Source organism: Sphingobacterium sp. GW821-FHT03E03 (assembly GCF_059420745.1).
Genome location: NZ_JBWKUH010000024.1, coordinates 43,778 through 66,127 on the forward strand (window position 1 = coordinate 43,778; position 22,350 = coordinate 66,127).

The following is a 22,350-nucleotide window of genomic DNA, read 5'->3' on the forward strand; positions in this document are numbered from 1 at the left end:
AATTTGTTTTTGTTAGCTTTAATTCCCAGCTGCTTAGTTTATTATGTTCTGATTTTGCAGTTTTTTCTTGTGTTCATAGACTGCATTGGATCAGTAGGATGTATTTAAACCATCAAGTTTGGTCAATTTGCTGACATGGATATTGAATTAAAATGCTAGATTAAATGTAATTTTATTGTAGTTTGTGTAGTGATGAACACAATCAATTTATACAATAAACGTTGATTGTGTGTGCTTCATGAAAGAAACAATATGAGAAGAAAAAACAGCGTTGGATCCATTACGATCAGCATCTTACTGCTATTACTATTTGCATACACATCGGGTTATGCGTATGGAAATGATCCGACAACGTCTGCTGGCTTGCGACTCAAAAATGACGAAGTTAGTTTTAAAGATAGTAAAGGCAAGGTGATTTCGTTGAATCAGCTCAAAGGTAAAGTTGTTTTGATCAATTTTTGGGCGATATGGTGTTCACCTTGTTTAGCAGAAATGCCCTCTTTGGACAAACTCTATAAAGACTTTCAAGGGAATAGCCGAATTGTGTTTTTATCGGTGGACGTAGACGGTAACCTGAAGTACTCAGAGAAGTTTTTTAAGAAAAGAAAATATAGTCTTCCGGTCTATCAGCTGAACTCCGCCTTACCAAAAGATCTTAGTACGACAAGTATTCCCACGACCATTATCATAGATAAAGCGGGCAAACTGGTCAATAAGCACGTTGGCGGGATGAATTTTGGCTCGGCGAAGTTTCAAAAAGCCCTAAGGCAATTAACCGAAGAGTGATCTGAAAGGGAAAAAAGCTATGTTTTGGTGCAAACTTAAATTTGCGGTTTCATTTAGTATTCTGCCATTTTCTTGTTAATTTTGCATGCTAATTGTATAAGGAGAAATTTATATATGCCAGTCAAACTTCCTAATAACCTTCCTGCGATAGAGCTTTTAAAAAAGGAAAATATCTTTGTTATGAGTGATCTAAGAGCAAACGAGCAGGATATTAGACCATTACGTGTTTTGGTCCTCAATCTGATGCCTCTTAAGATTACAACGGAGACCGATTTTATCCGCTTACTTTCCAATAATCCTTTGCAAGTTGAGATGGAGTTTCTTCGATTGGAAACCCACGTTTCAAAAAACACTCCTGAGGAACACTTGGAGATGTTTTATAAAAGCCTAAGTGAAGTGAAGGAAAACTTCTACGATGGTATGATCATCACAGGCGCTCCGGTTGAGATGGTCAGATTTGAGGAGGTGACCTATTGGAATGAAATTCAGACGATCTTTGACTGGGCAAGAACACATGTAACGTCAAGCTTGTATATCTGTTGGGCTTCACAGGCAGCCTTGTATCATTTTTATGATGTGGAGAAAAAACCGTTGGACGAAAAGCTTTTTGGTGTATTCAAACATACTGCTCTCGACAAAAGACATCCGTTATTTCGTGGATTTGATGATGAGTTTTTTATTCCTCATAGCCGGCATACAACTATGGAGAAAGACGATTTACTTGCTAAAAGCGGGGTAGAAATTCTTTCCGAATCTCCTGAGGCAGGTATTGCCATCGCATCTTCCCGCGGTGGTCGGGAATTTTATCTGACCGGCCATTCTGAATACGCACCATTTACTTTGGATGAAGAGTATAAAAGGGATTTAGAAAAAGGCCAGGCCATTCGCATGCCTGCAAACTACTATAGAGATGACAATCCAGAAAATCAACCTTTGGTGCGTTGGACGAGCCATGCTAACTTGTTATTTAACAATTGGCTCAACTATTTTGTGTACCAAGAAACGCCTTTTGATTTAAAAGATGTCGTTCATCTGGGGGAGATCAGACAAAAAGACTGAACACAAATTTTATCCTAAGCAAACAAAATAGGCTTGCGGAGCATTCTATCTATATAAAGTAGATCATATGAAAAGAATGTCTTTACTGTTTTGTTTGCTGTTTTCAATTATTATACTTCATGCGGAGGTGCCGATTGAGGAAAATCAAAAGCTCAAGGAGGCAAACGGCACGTTGTGGTATGCCAACCCCTGGATTTGGTTGGGTGGAGTGGCACTCTTCCTGGTGATTTTCTTTCTCCTGCTCCGTAAATCGACTCAAAACAAAAGACAGACATAGTGTAATATCTACTATTTCAGTTGTCTGCAAAACTATGTTTTGTGTTAGGAACAATAGCGAAACTTTTCTTAAGTTTGTGTAGATACATAACAAACTAAAATTTATATGAAGAGAAATATACTTTTGGCTGCTTTGTTGGCATGTGGTTCTTTGGCCGGCCATGCGCAAAATAATGCAATCAATGTAAATTACATGGATAAAAGTGTTCGTCCGCAGGATGATTTCTATAATTTTGTGAATGGTCAATGGATGAAAACGGTTAAAATTCCGTCGGATAAGGCACGTTGGGGCTCTTTTGATGAGTTGCGTGAAAATACAGACATCGCTACACTGAAAGTGTTACAGGAATCGTTATCGGGCCAGTTTACAAAAGGAACAGATAATCAGAAAATAGGTGATCTGTACCGGTCTTTTGTAGATACGAAGACGCGTGACAAATTGGGATTAGAACCTGTTCAGCCCTACTTGACAAAAATTAATGCGATAAAGAATTTTGATGATCTGTATAAATATCTGGTAGAAGTGGCTCCTATAGGAGGAAACCCTTTCTTTGGCGGATATGTTTATGCGCATCTCAAAAATTCTAATGTCAATACGGTTTATTTGGGTGGTGGAAGTCTAGGCTTAGGCCGTTCTTATTACCAAGTTAAGGATCAAAAGAATGAAGAGACGTTAAAGGATTATTCGGAATATATCTCTGCGCTTTACGCCAAATCGGGGCAACGCACAAGAGATCTAAAAGGTCCAAAAATTGTTGCATTTGAAAAAGAATTGGCTGCTAATCTAAAAACTGTCGAACAGTCGCGTGATGCAAATGGCCGCTATAATCCGGTGGCGGTTGCTGATTTGAAAAAGATGGTAAAAAACGTTGACATTGCTAAATATCTGAGCGACGTTGGATTCAAAGCTGATACCGTTATTGTGCCAGAACTAAAATACTATGAAAATTTAGATAAAATCTTCAATCCGGCGAACCTTCCGATTATTAAAGATATCTTGACATTTCACTTATTAAACACCGCTGCTTCGTATACAACTCAGGAATTAAATGATCTTTCTTTTGATTTTTGGGGTCGTAAGTTAAAAGGGCAGAAAGAACAACGTGCACTGGACAAACGAGGGGTAGAGTTTGTTAATTCTATCGCTGGGGAGCTTTTGGGTAAGTTATATGTGAAGGAGAATTTTCCACCAAAAGCCAAAGCGGATGCGGAGGAGCTGGTAAGTTATCTTGTAAAAGCATTCGGGCAACATATCAATGGTCTAACATGGATGTCCGCAGATACAAAAGTGAAGGCGCTCGAAAAGTTGTCGAAGTTTAAAGTGAAGATCGGTTATCCGGACAAATGGAAGGATTATAGCAAGCTTGATATTGGAACATCGCTTTACGCGAATGTTTTATCATCCAGCAAGTGGGCTTTTTATGAGAACCTTGCAAAACAAGGTAAGCCAGTTGATAAATCTGAATGGGGAATGACACCACAGACTGTCAATGCTTATTATAGTCCATTGTTTAACGAAATCGTATTTCCGGCAGCAATTCTTCAGCCTCCGTTTTATGATTACAAAGCCGATGCAGCGGTTAATTTTGGTGGCATCGGTGCAGTCATAGGACATGAGTTGTCTCATGGTTTTGATGATCAGGGTGCAAAATACGATGGTAATGGCAATTTGAACAACTGGTGGACTGATGGTGATAAGGCTAAATTTGAAGCCGCAGCGAATGCGTTGGTCAAACAATTTGAAGCTTATGAGCCCGTTCTGGGAGTTTTTGTAAATGGCCGTTTCACTTTAGGTGAGAATATTGGTGATTTGGGTGGTTCTTCGGTCGCTTTTGATGCACTACAGTTGTATTTAAAAGACAAAGGAAATCCTGGTTTAATCGATGGTTTTACACAGAATCAACGTTTCTTCCTTTCTTGGGCTACCATTTGGAGAACGAAGACAACGGATGAATTTGTTGTGAATCAGGTGAAGACGGACCCACATTCTCCTGCACAATATAGGGCATTCGCTCCGATCATCAATTTGGATGCATTCCATGCTGCCTGGGAAACGAAAGATGGCGATAAAATGTTTATCCCTACAGATAAGCGTATTAAGATCTGGTAAGAAAATCCATCGATCTTATTTAAATAATAAAAGGGACATTTCAAATGAAATGTCCCTTTTATTATTTAGCGCATCCATTTCAGCACAAGGTAAAAGCCGAGTCCTGTAAAGGACAGGGTCAGTGCTGTGGCCCACCACAATGTTGTAAAACCAAAGGAGTCAACAATAGAAGTTCCTAGCAATGGTGAAAAGATATTTGCGGCAGAGAAAGCTAGGGAGTTGAATCCCATATATGCTCCCTGAGTTTTGGGTGTAGAACGATTGACAGATACGGTCGCCATAAAGGGAAGTGTCAGCATTTCGCCAAGACCGAAGATAAAAAATGTGAAATATAACCAGCCTAGTCCACCCATGTAATTTAACATGGCGTAGGAGAGGGCGCATAAAACTGTACCAAACACCAATGTACTAATCAGTGAGAACCTCTTTTCGGCGACATGGACGACAAACATCTCCAATAGCACAATCACAAAACCACTCCAACCTAGGAGAAATCCGATCTGATGATCATCCAGGTGGTGTACTTCACGATAAAATATCGGTAATGTCGTAATTAGCTGGAAAAAGCAGAACGAGAAAATGCAGCAAAATATATTAAATAATACAAAGGGAATATCGGTATAAGGATTGCGACTTTGTTTTACGATTATATTGCTGTTTGCCAATGCTTCTTTTTTTGCTTTTACATCTGTTCTTTTTTGTCTTTTATTAAAGAAGATAAAGAAAATTACTGCAGCACACATCACTGCAAAGGAATTTCCATAGAATATCCAGTTAAACGAGATTGTAGCCAGAAAGCCTGCGGCGGCAGGACCGATTGAAAATCCTAGATTAATTGCTAAACGGTTGAGCGAAAACGCTCGGGTAATATTCTCGGGTTTAGCGTAACTCGCAACAGAAACAGAATTTGCAGGTCTAAATGCATCAAAAATTAGACTTAGTGTAAAGATCATGATAGACAGTGATTGAACCTCTTTAAATAAAGGAATCAATAAAAATAGTGGCGAAGCCAATACTAAACTACCGAATTGCACCTTAAAGCTACCAATCCGATCTGTCAACCATCCACCGATGTAGGAGCCGCAAACTGAGCCTATGCCATAGCTCATAAGCACAATACCAACTTGTTTGATATCAAAATGAAGGACCTGTGTCATATAGAGCCCTAGGAAGGGGATAACCATACTTCCCATTCTGTTGATCAACATAACAACTGCCAAGAGCCATGCGGCCTGTGAAAGGCCTTTGAAGGAATCCAAGTATATGGATATGATTTTTTTCATGCAAATAATTTGCTTTTTAAAAGCTTGTCATTTATTATGAGCGTTTCCATCTTTCCGGTATGGGCTGGTTTTGGCTCACAAAAACTTTAACGGATTCTGTCAAAAAAATGCCAAATTGATTTGGTCAATTTGGCATCTATTATAAATGGATAATATTATGCCAGTTGCGATTCTGCTATTGAGGGGTTGACCTGATAGGTACTTGCTATCATCTGCTTTTTGTCTGATCCCGGTTCCATAATAAAATCAATGCGACCAAGATTGATGCCTGCAAAACCAACTTGGTTGACCACTGTCTGTGTTCCTTTTAAATTTGTGACCAAGGTCGGTTCATTTAAAAAAGTATGGGTGTGTCCGCCAATGATCAAATCGATATCTGATGTTTTGGCTGCCAGAACCAGATCTGAAACTTTATCATTCTCATATTGATACCCAAGGTGTGAAAGACAGATAATAAGGTCACACTTATGTTTTTCTTTCAGGATTTTAACAACTTTGTTGGATATTTCAATCGGATCCAGATATTTCATCCCTTTGTAATTATTGGGATCTACCAAACCTTCGATATCAACCCCCAGTCCAAATACACCTACCTTGATACCGCCTTTATGAAATATCGTATAATCCTGGGTTTTCCCTTCAAGTACGGTACCTTTAAAATCATAGTTGGCCGTCAGAAATGGAAATTTGGCGTGATCTAGGTATTTCACGAGTCCATCCAGGCCATTATCGAACTCATGGTTACCAAATGTCCCGGCATCATATCGCAATTTGGTCATCAGGTCGAGCTCTAATTTACCGCCAAAGAGGTTGAAATACGGTGTTCCTTGAAACATGTCTCCTGCATCCAATAATAGTAGATTATTTTCCTCGCTACGGATCTTATTGATCAGTGTGCTACGACGAGCTACACCACCCAGTCCCTGATACTTACCACCGTCCATTGGAAAAGGCTCAATGCGACTATGCACATCATTGGTATGTAAAATGGTCAATTTGATCTTTTTACTTTTTGCTGCCGCCTGAAAAGGTAATGAACCCAAAGCAAGTGCTGCAGAAAATCCACCGGCTTGCTTGATAAAGGTTCTCCGATTAATTGATTTTAATTCTTCCATCTAATTCCGCATTTACTTGTTTACCTGCTTTTGTTAATTCACTTACATATTCTATCAAACCTTCACGCATCCGTTGGGGATAGTTGGTTCTAGCGATCGATTGTGTCAATAGGACGAGATTATCGCCACCATTGGCCAGATAATCATAGGTGACGAGTTTGTATGCTTTATTGTCATCTATTGCCTGTCCTTTGATTTTGATATCCTGTACCTTATTGCCTGTTATCGTTAAGGTCATGCCCGCAATAGGCTGGCCATGGGTTGTCGCGATATAGTCAGCAAGCTGGCGTATTTGGCTGCCTTTTAGCTCAATAATCGTCAATGTATTTTCAAAGGGCATTACTTCAAAGATATGTCCTACTGTGATATTTCCAGCTTTGAGATCATTGCGAATTCCTCCTTTTGTTGCAAAGGCCAGGTCTGCGGGATTGTGGGCGTAATGGTCACTCATCCACAACAAGGCTTCGCAAAAGAAATTACCCATTAATGTTTCAGGCGTCTTCTCTTTTGTCAACGCCTTATTGGCATGTCCGATAACGCGGTTCATTTCGGTTTCCATTTTTTGCTTGAATGGCTCATAGATGGAAACGACGGTAGGATCTGCTTGTACATCCTTGTTGATATGGTATTGTTTGAAGTCCTTTTGTGTAGGGTGGAGTTGCTTTGAACAACCTGTGACCATCAAAAGCGAAGCGACTCCAAAACTACCAATAAAGGCAATTTGCTTTGATATATTCATTATAGTTAGTTTAGCCAAATACTGGGGCAAAGTTAGCCAATTAAATATGAAGAAATCTTATTCCTGCTCGTCTAATTTTGCTAAAAAGATAAAAACAATAAAAGCTTAACATAGATCTACGTTAAGCTTTATCATATAATTAGAAAAATAACAACCTAGTGTACTAATTCTGCTTCGGGAAGATCATCTATAGTTGATTGACGATCATCATGCTTTGGCAAAGTATCCAATGTACCTCCTTGCAGGATCTTTTTGTTTTTATTTTTAGTTGACAATTTGGTGCGGTAAGCCTTCCAGTTCATCAGTAAAACAGAGAACAAAATAACTGCCAAACCTACAATCTGTAAGGAAGTCACGGCATGTGAAGTGAAAAAATGACTTAATATTAACGCAATGATCGGATTTACATAAGCGTATGTACTTACTTCCATCGCTGGGCGCACCTGTAAAAGCCAAATATAGGAGCTAAATGCAAGGATAGAACCAAATGTGATCAAATATGCTAAATTAAACCAATCGACAGGAGCGACACTACTTAATTCAAATGATGCGTACTCGCCTGTAAACAGCGCGGTGATATTAAAAAGAACACCTGCAGTGACCATCTGCCAGGCTGTTTTGACCATAACGTGCAGATCTTCTTTTTCTTGTGCTTCTGATTTTTTGAAGTATTTAGACGCTAATGAACCTACTGTCCAGGAGATGGAGCCCAATACCAAAATACATAGCGCGATGATTTTCAAATTTCCATTGGCATTGTCGTTGGAAGCCATGATCTGTTCTGCAAATAACATAACAACCCCAATGAACCCAAGCACAACACCGGCTACTGTGGTAACGCTGCTAAAATTCTCTTTCCATTTGGGTTTGTCAAGTAAAATAAACCAGATTGCAGCTGCAGCGGCGATAATCGCGGCTACCCCACCAGAAACATATTGTTCGGCCCAGATGACTCCGGCCATATCCACAAACAGAAGTAAGAAGCCTACAAAGGCAGCTTCCAATATGGAGCGTTTGTTAAACAGTTTATAACCTTTTATGGCACAATAACTCATCAGGATGGCGCTTGCGGTAACAAACCGAAACGAGCCTAATATAAATGGTGGAAAACTATGCAATGCTTTTTCTATAAAGAAAAAGGTAGAGCCCCATACCACATAAATAATAAAATAAGCAACCACAACCATTAAAGGGCTTGCAGCTTTTTTGTGTCCTTGCAACATAATTAAAACCTCCTTTCTGTTATTCAGGTATAACAACCTGTTGATCTTCTTTTACCGTTTGAAGTACAATTGTGGTACGAGTAGAAATTATTCCTTCTACTTTACCCAGTGTATTGCGCATTAAATCAACCAAACCTGTTGAATCTGCCGTTCTTACTTTGATAAGATAACCGTCATCTCCAGCAATGTCGTGTACTTCTTGTACCTCCGGGATTTCCGCGAGGGCGAGACCTACACGTTGTTCGCCAATGATATCATTGGATTTGATGAAAATAAATGATAAAAGTTTCTGATCAACAGCCGCTGGATTGATCTTGGCGCTGTATTTTAGGATCACGTCTTTCTGTTCAAGCTTCTTAACCCGCTCCAGTATTGCTGAAGGAGCCATACCTAATTCTCTAGCGATATCAGCATTGTTGATACGCCCGTTATCCTGCATTAAACGAAGAATTTTGTAATCTACCTGATCTAAATTATATTCTACTTTTGTCATTTCGACTGCAAAGGTAAAGAAAAAAGTAGAATATTCAAAATATTAGTATTAATTATGAATATTATTCTGAAAGAATAGTTGTTGTTGTGAATTTTATTCGATTTGCCTTTCTGCTGATTTTCTTTGTTTGCTTTAATTTGTTGGTTGAAAAGGAGTTGCAGGTGGTCTACAGTTTGTGATGGTCAACAATTATACCGATTTCTCAATTTAATAATAATATTCCGGGTGGATAGGATGACACCTAAGCCGATCAAACATCCCACGCAAACACAACCGAAACGGTCGAGGGCTGCAAAATATGAACGACTTTCCTGCTCATGTAGGTAGACAATAATTAAAGCCACCATAGATGTGCGGGCCACAGCCATAATATTCAGTGCCTTGCAGATGATGAGGGAGGCAAGCATCCCGATAATCATTGCATATAGCTGTGGAATCGGTACGAAGTATAAACTGAGACCGATGGCAGAGCCAATGAAATTGGATTTGGCACGGTCAATGGCAATTTTTTTGGACTCATTTTCCTGCGGGGATATCACTAGGATAATTGAAATAAGTGTCCAGGAAACAGAGTATTCCGGAAAGGACACAAATAGAATGTAGCCTAGTAAAAATCCTACTAGCACTCGTATCGAATATATAATAAAATCTGAATGTAATGTGTATCGAAGGATAAGATTACGCATATAACAGAGCGGATGTTAATTCATTAAACCGTGTTGCTGCTGCAAAAATACAAGCAATTCATGAAGATGCGAAATAAAATTCCGGTTTGTTGCATTTTGTGATTGCGTTTTTATGCGTTTTGTTAAAAGAAATTGTGTATTTCTTGCAATTCTTCCTTTTTCCAAAGGAGAAATTTGACTAAATTTGTTTTCTATATAAAAAAGCAAATTCAGTGAAAGATCAGAATCAGTTAGCCGTATTGGCAACTCAACTTAAAGGGGAGTTGTATTATTCAGATGAGGCATCGCATCAAACCATGTTACTTGCCTACTCAACAGATGCTTCGGTGTACCAGGAAAAACCGTTGGCGGTGGCCATTCCATCTGATATAAACGATATAAAGAATTTGATTGATTTTGCCCGAGCAAACCAAACAACCTTAATTCCCCGTACCGCTGGAACATCGTTGGCAGGACAGGTTGTCGGAAATGGTATCATTATGGATATATCCCGTCATTTTAACCGCATCCTGGAATTGAATGTGGAGGAGAAATGGGTGCGGGTACAACCCGGCGTGATTCGTGATGATCTGAATAGTTACCTGAAGCCTTTTGGGCTCATGTTTGGTCCGGAGACATCCACGGCAAGTCGGGCTATGGTTGGTGGTATGATTGGTAATAATTCCTCGGGTCTCCATTCCATTGTCTGGGGCGATACCCGTCATAATCTAATTGCAGCAAATGTACTTTTAGATGATAAATCAGAGGTGAGCTTTGCTTCGCTGGATGAGGCAAGTTATTTTAAAAAACTTTTACAGGCAGATCGTGAAGGGGATATCTACCGTCACATGAATGATTTGTTGACAGATCCTCAAAATTTGGCGGCGATTGAAACAGGCTACCCCAAGCGTTCGATTACCCGACGAAATACTGGATATGCCTTAGATATTTTGAGTGACCGTACGCAACCCTTTAATATGTGTAACCTTTTGGCGGGTTCGGAGGGAACTTTGGCGATTGTAACGGAGGCAAAGCTTCACTTGATGGATTTACCACCGCAGGAACTTGGACTATTATGTGTTCATTTTGCTGATATGGTTGAATGTATGCATGGAAATGTCATCGCGTTGAATCATCAGCCTGAGGCATCTGAGCTGGTCGATAAATATATCATGGATTTTACGGTCGGGCATCCGACTTATAAATACAATCGCTTTTTTATTGAGGGTGATCCTCAGGCACTGTTGATCGTAGAATTTAGAGGTCATACTGCTGCGGAGACCGAGGCCAAGGCGATGGCTTTAAAGGCAGAACTGATTGAGAAAGGGTTAGGATATGCCTATCCTTATATTATTGGAGTCGAGCAGACTAATCTTGTCTGGGATGTCCGAAAAGCTGGATTAGGGCTTATCCGTAATCTTCCTGGGGACAGCCAACCGGTCAATTTAATCGAAGACTGTGCGGTTTCTCCAGAGGATCTTCCGGCCTATGTCAGTGACATCCAGAAACTTTTGGTTGAAGAAGGGGTGCATGCATCTTACTATGCACATGCTGGAGCGGGTGAACTACATATCGAGCCTTTTGTCAATCTGAAAACAGAAGAAGGTAAGCGCACTTTCCGCTCCATATTGGAAAAAACAAGTGACCTTGTGTTAAAGTATAATGGATCGTTGAGTGGAGAGCATGGCGACGGGCGTTTGAGGGGAGAATTTATTGGTAAAGTACTCGGAGAAAAGGTTTATAAACTTCTGGAGGAAGTAAAGGTAATCTTCGACCCAATAGGAGTATTTAATGCAAATAAGATTGTCAACACTCCACCAATGGATGCCCATTTGCGTTATGACAATGACAAAAATAGGACGGATATAAAAACTTATTTTGATTTTTCCAAAGATGAATCCATTCTCCGTTTGGCTGAAAAATGTTCGGGCTCGGGTGATTGCCGGAAAACAGAAATTACCGGTGGGACGATGTGTCCATCTTTTATGGCGACACGGGATGAGAAGGATACAACGCGTGCACGAGCGAATATGTTGCGTCAATTTTTAACCAACTCCACGAAAAAAAATCGCTTTGACCATGAGGAAATCAAGGAAGTGATGGATCTGTGTTTAAGTTGCAAAGGCTGTAAAACGGAATGTCCGTCGAGTGTGGATGTTGCCAAGATGAAAGCAGAGTTTTTACAGCATTATTACGATGAACATGGGGCCGGCTTTAGGACCAAATTGATCGCGAATTTTACTGATTCCCAGAAACTGGGATCACTCGTTGCCCCAATCTATAATTTTGTTGTGAAGAATGACTTTTTATCCGGTTTGGTAAAGAAAACTGTAGGCTTTGCACCAAAACGCTCTCTTCCTACGGTGAATGGAACGACGTTGAGCCAATGGGCCAGGAAGCAAACGATAGTACCGCAAACTAAACGCAGGGTCTATCTATTCTCCGACGAGTTTACAGAATATAACGATGCTGAGATTGGTATTACAACTTACAAGCTACTAACGGCATTGGGCTATGAAGTGATTATTCCAAAACATGTACAAAGCGGACGGACATATCTCTCCAAAGGATTTGTCAAAGAAGCAAAAAAGATTGCCAATCAAAACATTAATTTCCTAAAAGGTCTGATTACCGACGAAACACCGTTGTTGGGTATTGAACCATCTGGCATCATTACATTTAGAGATGAATATTTAAGTCTGGTTGATGAAAATCTTCGTACTGATGCACAGTTGGTGGCTAAAAATGCACTTATGATTGACGAATTTCTATTGGCGGAAATCGAGGCGGGCCGTATTCATCAGGAGCAGTTTACAGCTGTGGAAAAGAAGATCAAGCTGCATGGACATTGCTATCAGAAAGCCTTTCATCTGGTAGGCATTACCCAGCAAGTCTTAGCGTTCCCGTCCAATTATTCCGTTGAAGTGATTCCGTCGGGCTGCTGTGGCATGGCAGGTTCGTTTGGTTACGAAGCCGAACACTATGATGTCTCAATGAAAGTAGCCGAACTGGTTTTATTGCCAGCTGTACGTAGCACAGATACGGCGACTCTAATTGCTGCTGCGGGTACTTCGTGCCGTCATCAGATCAAAGATGGTACCGGAAGAAAATCTTTTCACCCCGTTGAAATTTTATACGACGCTTTATTGAAATAAAATAAAAACATTGCGAATAGTTGTTTGTTATCAGTAATAGTAGTAATATTATAGGAACAATATTACTACTATTACTGATAATAAACAATTCACCATGTACAAAATTCAATCTATAGCCCTTCTTGCAACAGCTACGATGATGATGGCTGCTTGTGGAAATTCTAATCAGAAGAAAACTGATGGAAGTGATACTGCGACAGCGAATACCATTGAGCGGGTACGCATCGAACAACTGACGAATGGTACGCCAGGACCTGAAAAAAAGAACTTTTTTCTGCGTATTACCGACGAAGTTAAAACCGATTCAAGTCGCATTTATACAACGAAATCAATTTACAATAAGGATACAGTAGGTGCTAAAATTGAAGTCGTTGATTTTATCCCAGCAGGTATTATCGATGGTCAGCCAAGTGATGATGTAGGCTTTACGAAAGGAAAAATTAAAATTACTACCCTAGGAACGCAATCTGACAACTTAGTTAAAGCTTTAGGTGAATTATTTCAAATGCCAAGTACTGATGGGTTTACGAAAGAGGTTGTTCTGCCAAATGTATTTTCATCCAATAAAGTGAATGTAGATCTATCAAAGAAAACTGCCTATAGTTTCAAACTGTTTTTAGAGAATAAAAAGGCGGAACCTGCGGAATTGTTTTTTAATGTGGATACCTATAAACACTCGATTGAATTTTCCGAAAAAGATCCATCATTCCGTGCTGGATTTATATCGGCTTTGACTGGAAAGTAAATCTTTAACTATGGATAGATAGTAAGCAGCCGGCGTTGGCCGGCAATATATTGAAATAGCGAGAAGGCTGTATAATCACACGATTATACAGCCTTTTTTAATATTGATTCTTTTATTAGTCTGATTTTCTGGTTTTACATGCTGCTGATTTCCTTAGGCATGTATAGGATCTTGGTGTTGTAAATGATAAATCCCAATTCTCTGAAAATCTCGTTTAGCAAATAAAAAGAGTTATATTTGTGCTAATATATTTAGTTTTATTTATGAGGCATTCAGGAACGGCGGATTTGCCGCTACACTATGGAAAAGTACCAGCTTGGCTGTATGAACGGATGAGTTCACTGGGCAAATCCATTGTGGAGGTCATCCTGATGGATTATGGACAAGATGAGGTGCTCCGGAGATTGGCAGATCCATTTTGGTTTCAAAGCTTTGGCGCTGTACTCGGCATGGACTGGCACTCATCAGGTATTACAACATCGGTCATGGGCGCTTTAAAACGCGCGATCAATCCCTGCGCGGATGCATTCGGCCTTTATATATGTGGCGGTAAGGGTAAATTTTCTAAAGACACACCACAGGAGCTACTTTATTTGGCAGATAAAACCGGTTTGGACGGGAATAAATTGGTTCGAACAAGTAAGTTAGTGGCCAAGGTGGATAATACGGCTATACAAGATGGTTATCAGTTATACCTCCACAATTTTATTGTCAGCAAAGACGGTCATTGGGCTGTGGTACAACAGGGTATGCATAATCATGATGGAACTGCCCGCCGCTATCATTGGCATTCAGAGAAAGTTCGCTCTTTCATTGACGAACCTCATGCTGGTATTGAAGGACGTTCGCAGGGTCTTATTTTGAACTTGACAGCTTCTGCTGCAGCCCCTAACAGAACAGGTATTATGGCTATCGTTAACGAAGATTCTTCCCGTGCATTATTGGACTTTAAAAAATTGGTCATGCCTTCCCATCACGATGTACGTGCTGCAGATGTTGATCTCAAAAGGTTAGGAGCGATGTTATATGTGGCACGGGAAAATCAGCCTCAGGATTTTGAGGAGCTTTTGCTGTTAAAGGGGATGGGGCCGCGTACATTACAATCTTTGGCACTAGTCAGTGAGGTAATCCATGGTGCTCCGGCACGATTTAAAGACCCCGCGCGCTTTTCTTTTGCCCATGGTGGAAAGGATGGGCATCCTTTTCCTGTCCCTTTGAATATTTACGACCAAAGTATTCAAATCTTACAAAAGGGTATCGAAAGGTCAAAACTGGGGAATAGCGATAAATTAAAATCCATGCATAAACTCCATCAGATCATATTGGACGTTGAGCATAATTTCACACCCCAGTTTGATATTCAACAGGTCATAGCAGAAGAACGTAGAGACTCTTGGAAGTACAATGGTCGAACCGTATTTGGTCAGGCAGAAGCTCCAAAGGATGGTGACATAGGGCAACAGTTGTCACTTTTCTAAACATTATTGTTGGATTGTAATCATTTTGTTAAATTGTGTTAAACCTTATTGAAATTATTTATACGCTAGTATATTTGCCCTCAAATGAAAGTGGTTATTACAATTCTATGTTTTATAGGGTTCCTATTGATTAGGAGCGGTAATAGCCATGCTGTGCTTAACGAATCTGATCGCCCTACGGTCAGTTTTATGTATCAGCCCAATGATGCCAACCTGAAGGACAGGATTAATTCTCTAAGTGTCCACATCGATCCTCTAATAGCTGGAAACGTACATGATGAGAACCCCGTCATTGAAGAGTTTGACAGTGAGAATTTTCAGTTGACCAAAGACCTTGAAGCAGCTTCTAATTTTGTCGCTTTATTGTTCTGTGCGGTTGTACTTTTTATCTTTGTATTTCGTTTTGCAAAAAAGATTCCTTTTTGCAATTTTGTCGCTTATTTACACCCCCAAAGGTATATTCTTCAACAAAACTGGAGAATTTAATAGCCAATCTCCGAAATAGCCCAACTTTATTTTCGTTGTATTCCGAATAATTCAGACTTTCATTGATAGACTAATGATTCTGTGTTCTTTTTGTATTACAACAATCTAAGGCTTAGGTTATTTCAACTACCATATCAACAAACAATCAAACTTATTTTTAATTAGACGCTTACAAATGAAAAGAGTATTTATGCTCGTTAATTTGGCTATGGTATTATGCCAAATTGGGTGTACTTCCAAAAAGGAAGAGAAAGAAGAAAAGGAAAAATTCAATGTTACTTCTCCCGTACAGGTGGATACAACAATCCGTAAGGATTTTGTTTCTCAGATTAAATCCTTTCGTAATATCGAATTACGTGCACAGGAGAAAGGATACCTGGAGCAGATTTTTGTCGATGAGGGACAATTTGTACACAAAGGACAGCTTCTGTTTCGCATTATGCCCAAAATGTATGAAGCAGAGTTTAGAAAATCTATGGCGGAAGTGAATGTCGCCGAGATTGAAGTGCAGAACACCAAGAGCTTAGCCGATAAAAATGTCGTATCCCCCAACGAACTTGCGATGGCGAAAGCAAAACTGGAGCAAGCCAAGGCGGCTTCCGCAATTGCCAAACTGCACCTTTCTTTTACTGAAATAAGAGCACCATTTGATGGTACAATTGACCGTATCCCGCTAAAATTAGGAAGTTTGGTGGATGAGGGCGAGTTATTGACAAGCCTCTCCGACAATAGCCAGATGCTGGTATACTTCAATGTGTCGGAACCAGAGTACCTGAATTATCAGACAAACGTGAGTAAACGCGGAGATACCCATGTTGGATTATTGCTTGCCAATAACGAATTGCTTCCAGAACATGGTGTGGTTGAAACCATAGAGAGTGAATTTGACAGCGAAACCGGTAACATTGCCTTTAGGGCGAGATTTCCAAATCCCAATCGATTATTGAAACATGGTGAAAGTGGTAAAGTCGTTATGAATTTTCCATTGAAGCAGGCATTGATTATTCCACAAAAGGCAACCTACGAGTTACAGGACCGGAAATATGTTTATGTCGTGGATAAAGCAGGCAAGTTAAGAGCTCGTTATATCACAATTAGCAATTCCCTTCCTGATCTTTATGTGGTCAGCAGTGGACTTCAAAAAGATGATAAATTCCTATTGGACGGTATACAGAAAGTGAAAGAGGATGAAAAGATCAACTACAGCTTCGTTCAGCCTAAAGATGCCATTTCTAATTTGAAGTTAAAAACAGAATAAATCTCCATACTCTTAAATTACTATGTTTAGTCGTTTTATAAATAGACCTGTACTTTCGATTGTTATATCGCTGATCATTGTGTTTCTGGGGGTTCTTTCGATGGTACAACTTCCAGTAACTCAATTTCCATCCATATCGCCACCTAAAGTAAACATTACAGCAGAATACCCGGGTGCGAACGGGGAACTCATGATAAAATCTGTTATCATTCCACTTGAGCGCGCCATCAATGGGGTTCCGGGAATGAAATATATGGCTTCAGATGCCGGTAACGATGGTGAAGCCAGCATACAGGTGGTATTCAATCTAGGTACAGATCCAAATCAAGCTTCATTGAACGTACAGAACCGTGTGGCTTCTGTTGTTAATAAGCTTCCACCTATCGTTGTACGCGAGGGGGTAAAAATTACAAGGGAAGAATCCAATATGTTGATGTATATCAACCTATATAGCAAGGATAAAGACCTTGATGGAAACTTTATGTATAACTACGCCGATATGAATATCGTTTCAGAATTGAGACGTGTAGACGGTGTTGGGGTCGCGAATATTCTTGGAACACGGGAATTGGCGATGCGGATCTGGTTAAAACCTGATCGCATGACCGCCTATAAAATATCCGCTGAGGAGGTGATGAAAGCTCTGTCAGAGCAAAGTTTGGAAGCATCTCCGGGCAAAGCCGGTGAGTCTTCCGGGATTACTTCACAGTCTTTTGAATATGTCCTGAAATATCCGGGGCGTTTCACAACAACCGAAGGCTATGGTAATATCGTATTACGAACAAATGGAAACGGTGAAATGTTGCGCTTGCGCGATGTTGCCGATATTAAATTTGGATCCGCCATGTATGATATTTATTCTACATTGAATGGGAAGCCCTCTGCCGCTATTGTCCTGAAACAATCCTATGGTAGCAATGCTTCTCAGGTAATCCAGGATGTTAAAAATAAAATGAAGGAACTAAAGTCTTCTTTTCCGAAAGGACTGGATTACGAAATCAGTTATGATGTTTCTAAATTTTTGGATGCTTCAATGGAAAAAGTTATCCATACCTTAATTGAAGCCTTTATACTGGTGGCGATTGTTGTCTTTTTATTCCTTGGGGACTGGCGGTCTACCTTGATTCCAACCATTGCAGTACCGGTTTCCTTAGTGGGATCGTTCCTTTTTATGCAGTTTTTTGGTATCACAATCAACCTGATCACACTATTTGCCCTGGTATTGGCAATTGGTGTCGTTGTGGATGATGCCATTGTCGTCATCGAAGCCGTACATGCCAAGATGGAGGAACTGCATATTTCAGCCTATAAGGCAACGAAGAAAGCGATGCATGAAATCAGCGGTGCTATTATCGCTATTACATTTCTAATGGCGGCCGTATTTATTCCTGTTGCGTTTATGTCGGGGCCTGTCGGTATTTTTTATCGCCAGTTCTCCATCACGATGGCGACATCTATTATCCTTTCCGGTGTAGTTGCATTGACGTTGACACCAGCGTTGTGTGCGATTATGCTTAAGAACAATCATGGAAAACCTCGTAAGAAATCTATCGTGGACAAATTTTTGGATGCGTTCAATAGATTGTTTGATAAGATGTCCAACAAATATGTTTTCTTACTGAAAGGTATCGTTGACAAGCGTCTCTTTACTTTTGTGGTATTGATCGGATTCTGTATTGGTGCCTACTTTTTAAATAATTCCGTGCCAGCAGGCTTTATTCCAAACGAGGATCAGGGGATGATTTATGCCATTATCCAAACGCCACCGGGATCGACCTTAGAACGGACAAATCTGGCCGCTCAAACTTTGCAGAAGGAGGCGGAGGACATCGATGGTGTACAATCTGTTTCTTCATTGGCCGGTTATGAAATATTGACTGAGGGAACCGGTGCGAATACCGGAACCTGTCTGATCAATTTAAAAAGTTGGGAAGAGCGTAAGGAATCCTCGCAGGAAATTATCGAACAGCTGGAAAATGCAGCGAAAAATATCCCTGGGGCTTCCATCGAGTTTTTCCAGCCACCAGCAGTACCAGGATATGGTGCCGCAGGGGGATTTGAGTTGCGGCTTTTGGATAAAGCGGGCTCCGGTGACTATAAGAAAATGGAGACCGTAAGTAGGGATTTTGTCCGTGAATTGAATAAACAACCGGAGTTGTCCTCAGTTTTTACATTTTACAGTGCGAGTTTTCCGCAGTACATGCTCCATATCGACAATGATATGGCTCAATTAAAAGGGGTGACTATTGACAATGCACTGAATACGCTTTCTACATTGGTGGGGAGTAACTACGAAACCAATTTTATTAAGTATGACCGGCAATATAAGGTCATGGTACAGGCATTACCGCAGTATCGGGCTCTTCCTGAAGATATCTTGAAATTATATGTGAAAAACGATAAGGATGAGATGGTGCCTTTTTCGGCTTTTATGCATATGGAAAAGGTATATGGACTCTCCGAGATCACGCGGCACAATATGTACATGGCTTCTGAAATTTCAGGTTCTGCTGCTCCTGGATATAGTAGCGGTGAGGCTATTGAAGTGATCAATGCCGTCGCTGCGAAAACCTTACCACAGGGCTATGGTATTGATTGGGCTGGTATCTCCAAAGATCAGGTGGGTCGTGGTAATCAAGCCATCTATATCTTTTTGATCTGTTTAGGCTTTGTTTATCTTATTCTTTCAGCACAATACGAAAGCTTTATCATGCCATTTGCGGTTCTGTTATCATTGCCAATTGGTATTTTTGGAGCCTTTTTCCTGCTCAAAGTTTTGGGACTGGAAAACAACATCTATGCGCAGGTGGCCTTGGTCATGCTCATTGGATTATTGGGTAAGAACGCGGTTTTAATTGTTGAGTTTGCCACACAGCGACATGCGCAGGGACTCAGTATCATCGAAGCAGCTTTGGAAGGAGCTAAGGTGAGGTTTAGACCTATCTTAATGACATCATTTGCGTTTATTGCAGGTTTGATTCCATTGGTCATGGCTTCTGGGCCTGGAGCGATCGGCAACCGGACCATTGGTACTGCAGCGGCAGGAGGGATGTTGTTTGGAACTGTCTTTGGTATCCTTGTCATACCGGGGCTCTACTTTATTTTTGGAACAATCGCTTCCAAACGTAAACTTATCAAACATGAAGATGAAAATCCATTAACTGAAGAAATCGATAACAATGGCTAGTCAAACAAATAAATATTGGGTAGTAGGGGTTTTGCTGTCCGCAGCAATGACAGGCTGTAAGGTTCCTAAAGCGACTCAGATTCAGGAAAACAAGCAAGTGCCACAGCAATTTGCTGAAGCACTTGCACAGGACACAACGAATTCGGCCAATATGAAGTGGCGTGATTTTTTTAGTGATCCTAATTTAGTTGCTTTAATTGATACTGCATTAAAAAATAACCAGGAGCTGAATGTGACCTTGCAAGAATTGGCTATTGCCAAGAATGATATTTTACTGCGAAAAGGTGCATTGAAACCGAGTGTGGGTTTACGTGCCGGTGGCGGTGTGGAGAAGGTCGGGCGCTATACAAGCCAGGGAGCTGGGGATGCCAGCACGGAGATCGCACCAGGGAAGGAAATGCCCGATCCACTGAGTGATCTAAAGATAGGTGCCTATGCAAGCTGGGAAATCGACGTCTGGAAAAAACTAAAAGATTCTGAACAGGCGGCATTGAACAGGTATCTCGCTACGGTGGAAGGTAAAAACTTTGTTCTGAGCAGTCTTATCGCTGAGGTTGCGCGATCTTACTATGAATTGTTGGCTTTGGATAACCAGCTAACGATTATCAAACAGAATATCGAGTTGCAGGACAATGCACTGGAGGTCATAAAACTACAGAAGCAGGCGGCGCGCGTGACAGAACTTGCTGTTCAAAAATTCCAGGCAGAAGTGTTAAAAACCAAAGGAATGGAATTTGAGACACGCCAGCAGATTAAGGAAACTGAAAACCGAATTAATTTCCTTTTAGGACGTTTTCCACAGGAAATCAAACGTGATAAAAGTAGCTTCGTGGATATGGTACCTGCGAAAGTACAAACGGGGATACCGAGTCAACTCCTGAGCAATAGACCTGATATCCGTGAGGCTGAATATGAACTTGCTGCTGCAAAATTGGATGTACAGATTGCGCGGAAGGAATTCTATCCTTCCTTGGAAATATCGGCTGCGCTGGGTTTGCAAGCTTTTAAGCCATCCTATTTGTTTAAAATGCCCGAATCGATGTTGTACAACATAATAGGAGAGTTGGCAGCTCCGCTAGTAAACAAAAATGGATTGAAAGCGGAGTTCAATACCGCAAATTCGAAGCAGATACAGGCAGTCTATAATTATGAGAAGGCAATTTTAAATGCCTATTTGGAAGTGTCTACCCAACTGTCTAATATCGAAAACCTTGGCAAGAGTTATGATTTCAAAACCAAGGAAGTTGAAGTGCTCAATAATTCTGTGACGGTATCAGACGATCTGTTTAAGTCGGCACGTGCTGATTATATGGAAGTGCTGATGACACAACGCGATGTATTGGATTCAAAACTTGAATTGATAGAAACTAAGAAGCAACAGCTTAATGCGGTTGTTAATATCTACAAAGATTTGGGAGGAGGCTGGAAATAAGTTGTTTGTTTGAATGGACCCTGCTAGGCGGGGTCCTCTTTTTTTGTATCAATGCGATGTAATTCGATAGGCTCTGCTTAAATTATTTCTTGTGAAAATCGAATTAATGCTTATTTTTAATGTATATTAATACATCTTATTTAACTGTTTTATGGAATCACAAGAGTATTTACTTGTTAACGATGAGGCTGAAAGGGGCGTTTTTTACAAAAAAACTTATCTTCATGTTGCCCTTTCTATTTTAGCATTTATCGTTTTAGAAACCCTATTGATAAAATTAGTTCCTTATGATTTTATTGTATGGATGGTCAGTGGGAAGTTTATTTGGTTGTTTCTCCTCGGATGTTTCTGGTTGGGAGCTTCATTGTCTTCTCGATGGACATTAGCGCAGAGTCGTCAGACCCAGTATCTTGGACTGGCATTTTACATTGTATTGGAAGCTATTATTTTCCTACCAATGATTTTTATTGCCGCTTCGATGACTGATGGTGCGGGCTTGCTTTACCAGGCAAGTATAATGACGCTGGCCTTGTTTACAGCACTTACAGCCGTTGCTTTTATGTCAAACAAGGATTTCTCTTTTCTGAAAAACATCCTTGTTATTGGTGGCTTCCTGGCATTGGGTGCCATTGTCGCGGGCGCATTATTTGGATTTCAATTGGGACTTTGGTTTTCTATCATCATGGTGTTGATTGCTTCAGGAAGCATTTTGTACCAAACGCAAAGTCTGAAATATAATTACGGCAATGAACAATATGTAGGGGCTGCATTACAGCTATTTTCCTCTATCATGTTGTTGTTTTGGTATATTTTACGTATTCTGATGAGTCGTCGTTAATTCAATTCGTTTTTTGAAGAAA

Annotated in this window: 18 protein-coding genes; 12 read left to right on the plus strand and 6 right to left on the minus strand. The window is 40.4% G+C overall.

The window, feature by feature from the left end:
• Nucleotides 1–252: 252 nt before the first annotated feature.
• The 4 genes from AC07UV_RS20485 (at nucleotide 253) to AC07UV_RS20500 (ending at nucleotide 4,231) form a co-directional block, all read left to right on the plus strand.
• The gene (locus AC07UV_RS20485) at nucleotides 253–786 is read left to right on the plus strand and encodes a TlpA family protein disulfide reductase (protein WP_282254779.1); all 534 of its coding nucleotides are present in this window, start codon (nucleotides 253–255) and stop codon (nucleotides 784–786) included.
• 114 nt (nucleotides 787–900) lie between these two features.
• Nucleotides 901–1,845: a homoserine O-acetyltransferase MetA gene (gene metA / locus AC07UV_RS20490; protein WP_259179007.1), complete on the plus strand. Its 945-nt coding sequence runs from the start codon at nucleotides 901–903 to the stop codon at nucleotides 1,843–1,845.
• A 67-nt stretch (nucleotides 1,846–1,912) separates the two neighbouring features.
• The gene (locus AC07UV_RS20495; RefSeq protein WP_257090206.1) at nucleotides 1,913–2,122 is read left to right on the plus strand and encodes a hypothetical protein; all 210 of its coding nucleotides are present in this window, start codon (nucleotides 1,913–1,915) and stop codon (nucleotides 2,120–2,122) included.
• A 105-nt stretch (nucleotides 2,123–2,227) separates the two neighbouring features.
• On the plus strand, nucleotides 2,228–4,231 hold the full coding sequence (locus AC07UV_RS20500) for a M13 family metallopeptidase (protein WP_495185098.1): 2,004 nt from the start codon (nucleotides 2,228–2,230) through the stop codon (nucleotides 4,229–4,231).
• Between the two features lie 65 nt (nucleotides 4,232–4,296).
• Here the strand turns inward: AC07UV_RS20500 and AC07UV_RS20505 are convergent, their stop codons facing one another.
• The 6 genes from AC07UV_RS20505 to AC07UV_RS20530 all read right to left on the minus strand — a co-directional run bounded on the left by AC07UV_RS20505 (nucleotide 4,297) and on the right by AC07UV_RS20530 (nucleotide 9,710).
• Entirely contained in the window at nucleotides 4,297–5,514 is a 1,218-nt protein-coding gene (locus AC07UV_RS20505; protein ID WP_120257846.1) for an MFS transporter, read from the minus strand.
• Between the two features lie 155 nt (nucleotides 5,515–5,669).
• Nucleotides 5,670–6,629 carry a bifunctional metallophosphatase/5'-nucleotidase gene (locus tag AC07UV_RS20510; protein ID WP_282254776.1) on the minus strand — a complete coding sequence of 320 codons (960 nt, stop codon included), beginning with the start codon at nucleotides 6,627–6,629 and terminating at the stop codon, nucleotides 5,670–5,672.
• Nucleotides 6,607–7,368, minus strand: coding sequence for a 5'-nucleotidase C-terminal domain-containing protein (locus tag AC07UV_RS20515; RefSeq protein ID WP_282254775.1), 762 nt, complete (start codon nucleotides 7,366–7,368; stop codon nucleotides 6,607–6,609). Before AC07UV_RS20515 ends, AC07UV_RS20510 begins: the two co-directional genes overlap by 23 nt.
• Before the next feature lie 155 nt (nucleotides 7,369–7,523).
• Nucleotides 7,524–8,591, minus strand: coding sequence for an EamA family transporter (locus AC07UV_RS20520; RefSeq protein WP_282254774.1), 1,068 nt, complete (start codon nucleotides 8,589–8,591; stop codon nucleotides 7,524–7,526).
• Nucleotides 8,592–8,610: 19 nt separating this feature from the next.
• The gene (locus AC07UV_RS20525) at nucleotides 8,611–9,084 is read right to left on the minus strand and encodes an Lrp/AsnC family transcriptional regulator (RefSeq protein WP_223585270.1); all 474 of its coding nucleotides are present in this window, start codon (nucleotides 9,082–9,084) and stop codon (nucleotides 8,611–8,613) included.
• 182 nt (nucleotides 9,085–9,266) lie between these two features.
• Nucleotides 9,267–9,710, minus strand: coding sequence for an FUSC family protein (locus AC07UV_RS20530; protein ID WP_282254772.1), 444 nt, complete (start codon nucleotides 9,708–9,710; stop codon nucleotides 9,267–9,269).
• A 272-nt stretch (nucleotides 9,711–9,982) separates the two neighbouring features.
• On the opposite strand from AC07UV_RS20530, the gene AC07UV_RS20535 reads away from it, so the two are divergent.
• The 8 genes from AC07UV_RS20535 to AC07UV_RS20570 all read left to right on the plus strand — a co-directional run bounded on the left by AC07UV_RS20535 (nucleotide 9,983) and on the right by AC07UV_RS20570 (nucleotide 22,328).
• Nucleotides 9,983–12,904, plus strand: a complete 2,922-nt coding sequence (locus tag AC07UV_RS20535; protein ID WP_282254771.1) for an FAD-binding and (Fe-S)-binding domain-containing protein — start codon at nucleotides 9,983–9,985, stop codon at nucleotides 12,902–12,904.
• Between the two features lie 94 nt (nucleotides 12,905–12,998).
• Nucleotides 12,999–13,649, plus strand: coding sequence for a hypothetical protein (locus AC07UV_RS20540; RefSeq protein WP_495185099.1), 651 nt, complete (start codon nucleotides 12,999–13,001; stop codon nucleotides 13,647–13,649).
• Nucleotides 13,650–13,912: 263 nt separating this feature from the next.
• Entirely contained in the window at nucleotides 13,913–15,127 is a 1,215-nt protein-coding gene (locus AC07UV_RS20545; protein ID WP_495185100.1) for a DUF763 domain-containing protein, read from the plus strand.
• Nucleotides 15,128–15,211: 84 nt separating this feature from the next.
• Nucleotides 15,212–15,613, plus strand: coding sequence for a hypothetical protein (locus AC07UV_RS20550; RefSeq protein WP_282254768.1), 402 nt, complete (start codon nucleotides 15,212–15,214; stop codon nucleotides 15,611–15,613).
• Nucleotides 15,614–15,788: 175 nt separating this feature from the next.
• Nucleotides 15,789–16,871, plus strand: a complete 1,083-nt coding sequence (locus tag AC07UV_RS20555; RefSeq protein ID WP_282254766.1) for an efflux RND transporter periplasmic adaptor subunit — start codon at nucleotides 15,789–15,791, stop codon at nucleotides 16,869–16,871.
• A 22-nt stretch (nucleotides 16,872–16,893) separates the two neighbouring features.
• Nucleotides 16,894–20,058: an efflux RND transporter permease subunit gene (locus AC07UV_RS20560; protein ID WP_282254765.1), complete on the plus strand. Its 3,165-nt coding sequence runs from the start codon at nucleotides 16,894–16,896 to the stop codon at nucleotides 20,056–20,058.
• Nucleotides 20,051–21,490 carry a TolC family protein gene (locus tag AC07UV_RS20565; RefSeq protein ID WP_495185101.1) on the plus strand — a complete coding sequence of 480 codons (1,440 nt, stop codon included), beginning with the start codon at nucleotides 20,051–20,053 and terminating at the stop codon, nucleotides 21,488–21,490. The genes AC07UV_RS20560 and AC07UV_RS20565 overlap by 8 nt, the downstream gene beginning before the upstream one ends.
• 151 nt (nucleotides 21,491–21,641) lie before the next feature.
• Entirely contained in the window at nucleotides 21,642–22,328 is a 687-nt protein-coding gene (locus AC07UV_RS20570; protein WP_259179039.1) for a Bax inhibitor-1/YccA family protein, read from the plus strand.
• Nucleotides 22,329–22,350: the final 22 nt, after the last annotated feature.

Excerpts from the sequence above, each read along its gene's own strand:
- AC07UV_RS20500 (WP_495185098.1), top strand. The coding sequence starts at position 2,228 with ATGAAGAGAAATATACTTTTGGCTGCTTTGTTGGCATGTGGTTCTTTG.
- metA (WP_259179007.1), top strand. The coding sequence starts at position 901 with ATGCCAGTCAAACTTCCTAATAACCTTCCTGCGATAGAGCTTTTAAAA.
- AC07UV_RS20570 (WP_259179039.1), top strand. The coding sequence starts at position 21,642 with ATGGAATCACAAGAGTATTTACTTGTTAACGATGAGGCTGAAAGGGGC.
- AC07UV_RS20560 (WP_282254765.1), top strand. The coding sequence starts at position 16,894 with ATGTTTAGTCGTTTTATAAATAGACCTGTACTTTCGATTGTTATATCG.
- AC07UV_RS20495 (WP_257090206.1), top strand. The coding sequence starts at position 1,913 with ATGAAAAGAATGTCTTTACTGTTTTGTTTGCTGTTTTCAATTATTATA.
- AC07UV_RS20555 (WP_282254766.1), top strand. The coding sequence starts at position 15,789 with ATGAAAAGAGTATTTATGCTCGTTAATTTGGCTATGGTATTATGCCAA.
- AC07UV_RS20510 (WP_282254776.1), bottom strand. The coding sequence starts at position 6,629 with ATGGAAGAATTAAAATCAATTAATCGGAGAACCTTTATCAAGCAAGCC.
- AC07UV_RS20485 (WP_282254779.1), top strand. The coding sequence starts at position 253 with ATGAGAAGAAAAAACAGCGTTGGATCCATTACGATCAGCATCTTACTG.
- AC07UV_RS20565 (WP_495185101.1), top strand. The coding sequence starts at position 20,051 with ATGGCTAGTCAAACAAATAAATATTGGGTAGTAGGGGTTTTGCTGTCC.
- AC07UV_RS20520 (WP_282254774.1), bottom strand. The coding sequence starts at position 8,591 with ATGTTGCAAGGACACAAAAAAGCTGCAAGCCCTTTAATGGTTGTGGTT.
- AC07UV_RS20550 (WP_282254768.1), top strand. The coding sequence starts at position 15,212 with ATGAAAGTGGTTATTACAATTCTATGTTTTATAGGGTTCCTATTGATT.
- AC07UV_RS20525 (WP_223585270.1), bottom strand. The coding sequence starts at position 9,084 with ATGACAAAAGTAGAATATAATTTAGATCAGGTAGATTACAAAATTCTT.
- AC07UV_RS20540 (WP_495185099.1), top strand. The coding sequence starts at position 12,999 with ATGTACAAAATTCAATCTATAGCCCTTCTTGCAACAGCTACGATGATG.
- AC07UV_RS20545 (WP_495185100.1), top strand. The coding sequence starts at position 13,913 with ATGAGGCATTCAGGAACGGCGGATTTGCCGCTACACTATGGAAAAGTA.
- AC07UV_RS20505 (WP_120257846.1), bottom strand. The coding sequence starts at position 5,514 with ATGAAAAAAATCATATCCATATACTTGGATTCCTTCAAAGGCCTTTCA.
- AC07UV_RS20515 (WP_282254775.1), bottom strand. The coding sequence starts at position 7,368 with ATGAATATATCAAAGCAAATTGCCTTTATTGGTAGTTTTGGAGTCGCT.